Origin of the sequence: Kitasatospora sp. NPDC091257 (genome assembly GCF_044757675.1) — a bacterium.
Lineage (GTDB): Bacteria > Actinomycetota > Actinomycetes > Streptomycetales > Streptomycetaceae > Kitasatospora > Kitasatospora lactacystinica.
In genome coordinates this window covers 1-3,503 of record NZ_JBIVVI010000982.1, presented here as the reverse complement: position 1 = coordinate 3,503, position 3,503 = coordinate 1, and the positions used below count along the sequence as shown (strand labels likewise).

The 3,503-nt window shown below is 70.3% G+C and carries 3 protein-coding genes; all 3 read right to left on the bottom strand.

Translation table 11 applies throughout. The features are described from left to right. Positions 1-29: 29 nt before the first annotated feature. Positions 30-836 (bottom strand): enoyl-CoA hydratase/isomerase family protein, encoded by an 807-nt coding sequence (locus tag ACIQOV_RS33110; protein ID WP_401054431.1) that lies wholly within the window; start codon positions 834-836, stop codon positions 30-32. A gap of 317 nt (positions 837-1,153) precedes the next feature. Next, positions 1,154-1,387 (bottom strand): helix-turn-helix domain-containing protein, encoded by a 234-nt coding sequence (locus ACIQOV_RS33105; protein ID WP_030059940.1) that lies wholly within the window; start codon positions 1,385-1,387, stop codon positions 1,154-1,156. Positions 1,388-1,714: 327 nt separating this feature from the next. Continuing rightward, positions 1,715-3,313, bottom strand: coding sequence for an ABC-F family ATP-binding cassette domain-containing protein (locus ACIQOV_RS33100; protein ID WP_359903323.1), 1,599 nt, complete (start codon positions 3,311-3,313; stop codon positions 1,715-1,717). Positions 3,314-3,503 lie beyond the last annotated feature (190 nt).

The window sequence follows — 3,503 nt, the reverse complement described above, 5'->3', positions numbered from 1 at the left end:
GGGCCGGGCCCTGCGTCGTCGCCGTGCGGTCAGTCGCCGATCCCGGCGAGCTCCCGCAGCCGGCGGGCCTGCGCCACCCGTTCGGCCGAACGCTGCTCGTCGAAGGAACGCCCGGCGGCCCCCTGCAGCAGGGCCTTGGTCTCGATCACCGCCCCGCGCGGAGCGGCCAGCAGGGCCGCCGCGAGGTCGCGGGCGGCCGCCTCCAGGTCCTCGCCCGACACGGCGAGGTTGGCCAGCCCGATCGCGGCGGCCTCCTCGGCACCCACCCAGCGGCCGGTCGCGCAGATCTCCAGTGCCCGCGCGTAGCCGACGAGCTCGGTGAGCGGCTTGGTGCCGGCCAGGTCCGGAACGAGGCCCAGCGAGGTCTCCTTCATCGCGAACTGGACGTCCTCGGCGACCACCCGCAGGTCGCAGCCGAGGGCCAGCTGGAAGCCCGCGCCGACGGCGTGGCCCTGGACCGCCGCGATGGAGATCAGGTCCGGACGGCGCCACCAGGTGAAGGCCTCCTGGTACGAGGCGATGGCGTCGTCCAGCTCCCGGTCGGTGGAGGCGGCCAGCTGGAGGAAGGTGGGCTCGCCCGGGATGCCCTCGGGGGTGAACATGGCCCGGTCCAGCCCGGCGGAGAAGGAGACCCCCTCCGCGCGCAGCAGCACCACCCGGACGCTGCCGGGCAGCTCGCGGCCGGCGTCGGTGAGGGCGCGCCAGAGCGCGGGCGACTGGGCGTTGCGCCGCTTGGGTCGGCACAGGGTGACGACGGCGAGTTCGCCCTCGATCTCCAGGCGGACGCCGCCCCGCTCCCAGCTCGGGGCCTGCGGGTCGATGGCGGGAGCGGTCATGCGGGGACCTCCGGTGGCGAGGGACTTGGCTACCGGAGAGTAACAAAACTCGACGCGCCTGGGCAGGGCTCCCGACCCGGAGAGATCGACGGGGCCTGCGGCACTCCACGACGCCCCGCGAGGCGCGAATGCGCGGCGAGGCGAAGAGCGAAAGGGAAATGAACGGTATTGAAGAATGGGGGAAGGACCTCACCCCGGACATGACGATCGGCGGCCGGCCCGCACGGCTCGAGGGCGGACGCCCAGCTGACGGTCAGCTGTCGTCTCCTCGGCCGGCACCCTGCCGCCGCGTCATCCAGCCACTGGCTGACGAACCGTCAGGAACCGGCCCCGGCAGTCGCCTTGTTCTTGCCCCGCGTGGCACCGCCGCGGCCCCGGAGAATCACTCCGGACTCGCTCAGCATCCGGTGCACAAAGCCGTACGAACGACCGGTCTCCTCCGCGAGAGCGCGAATGCTCGCCCCGGAGTCGTACTTCTTCTTGAGATCGGCCGCGAGCTTCTCACGCGCGGCACCGGTCACCCGGCTGCCCTTTTTCAGAGTCTCGGCCACCCGTGCCTCCTCGTAGCGTTGCTCGGTCAGATTCCCATGATCACCCATCCACCGCGTCCTGGCCACCCATTCGACAAGGTCGATGTCGGAAATGCGTGGTCCTTCGGTGGTGATCCGAGCGCATCAGGGCGCTCACGCAGAGTGCACGCCCCCTGGCGGATCCGGCCGTTCGCCGAGAAAGGGCTGATCAGCAACGTCGGCCCGACCACGATCGAGTGGCGGGCCGACGGAAAGTCCTTAAACGGAATCCGGGTCTACTTCATTCCCGGACACGCCGAAAGGACTAGATATTCTCATCCGAAAAGCGGATCTCGCGTCTACTTCCGGTCAGGCCAAGGAGACCAGATCGGCGTAGGACGGGTTCCAGAGGTCCTCCACGCCGTCCGGCAGAAGGATGATCCGCTCCGGGTCGAGCGCCTCGACCGCGCCCTCGTCGTGGGTGACCAGCACGACCGCGCCGGAGAACTCGCGGAGCGCGCCCAGGATCTCCTCGCGGCTGGCCGGGTCGAGGTTGTTGGTGGGCTCGTCGAGCAGCAGCACGTTGGCGGAGGAGACCACCAGGGTGGCCAGCGCCAGACGGGTCTTCTCACCGCCGGAGAGCACCCCGGCCGGCTTGTCGACGTCGTCGCCGGAGAACAGGAAGGAACCGAGGATCTTGCGGATCTGCACCAGGTCGGTGTCGGGGGCGGCCGAGCGCATGTTCTCCAGCACGCTGCGGTCCGGGTCGAGCGTCTCGTGCTCCTGGGCGTAGTAGCCGATCTTCAGGCCGTGGCCCGGGATCACCTCGCCGGTGTCCGGCTGCTCCACCCCGGCCAGCATCCGCAGCAGGGTGGTCTTGCCGGCGCCGTTGAAGCCCAGCACGACGACCCGCGAACCGCGGTCGATCGCCAGGTCGACGTCGGTGAAGATCTCCAGCGAGCCGTAGGACTTGGACAGGCCGCTGGCGGTCAGCGGGGTCTTGCCGCAGGGGGCCGGCTCCGGGAAGCGCAGCTTGGCGACCTTGTCGTTCACCCGGACCTGCTCCAGGCCGGAGAGCAGCTTGTCGGCGCGGCGGGCCATGTTCTGCGCGGCCACCGTCTTGGTCGCCTTGGCCCGCATCTTGTCGGCCTGGGCGTTGAGGGTCGCGGCCTTCTTCTCGGCGTTGGCCCGCTCGCGCTTGCGGCGCTTCTCGTCGTCCTCGCGCTGCTGTTGGTACTGCTTCCAGCCCATGTTGTAGACGTCGATGCAGGAGCGGTTGGCGTCCAGGTAGAAGACCTTGTTGACGACCGTCTCGACCAGGTCGACGTCGTGCGAGATGACGATGAAGCCGCCCTTGTAGGTCTTCAGGAAGTCCCGCAGCCAGACGATCGAGTCCGCGTCCAGGTGGTTGGTGGGCTCGTCGAGGAGCAGCACGTCGGAGTCCGAGAAGAGGATCCGGGCCAGCTCGACCCGGCGGCGCTGACCGCCGGAGAGGGTGTGCAGCGGCTGGCCGAGGATGCGGTCCGGCAGGCCCAGCGCGGCGGCGATGGTGGCGGCCTCGGCCTCGGCGGCGTACCCGCCCTTGGTGAGGAACTCGGTCTCCAGCCGGGCGTACTTCTTCATCGCGTTGTCCCGGGTGGCGCCCTTGCCGTTGGCCATCCGCTCCTCGTTCTCGCGCATCTTCTTCAGCACGGTGTCGAGGCCGCGGGCGGAGAGGATGCGGTCCTTGGCGAGGACCTCCAGGTCACCGGTGCGCGGGTCCTGCGGGAGGTAGCCGACCTCGCCCGAACGGGTGACGGTACCGGCGGCGGGCAGGCCCTCGCCCGCCAGCACCTTGGTGAGCGTGGTCTTGCCGGCGCCGTTGCGGCCGACCAGACCGATCCGGTCGCCGGCGGCGACCTTGAAGTTCGCGGACTCGATCAGGATCCGGGCACCGGCACGCAGTTCGAGGGCGTTGGCGGAAATCATGGCTGGGAGCTGCTCCTGGGACGTGGGCGGGCGGCCGGGCAGGACTGACCCGGGGCCGGGTTGGCGTGAGGGGGACTTCATCGGCGGTCGGCGCGGCCCTCCTGGCGCCGCCGCCCGCTATTGCCCGGAGAAAATAGCCATGGCGGCAAGTCTACCGGGCCCCGTGTCACCCTCGGAGGCGTACCGGCCC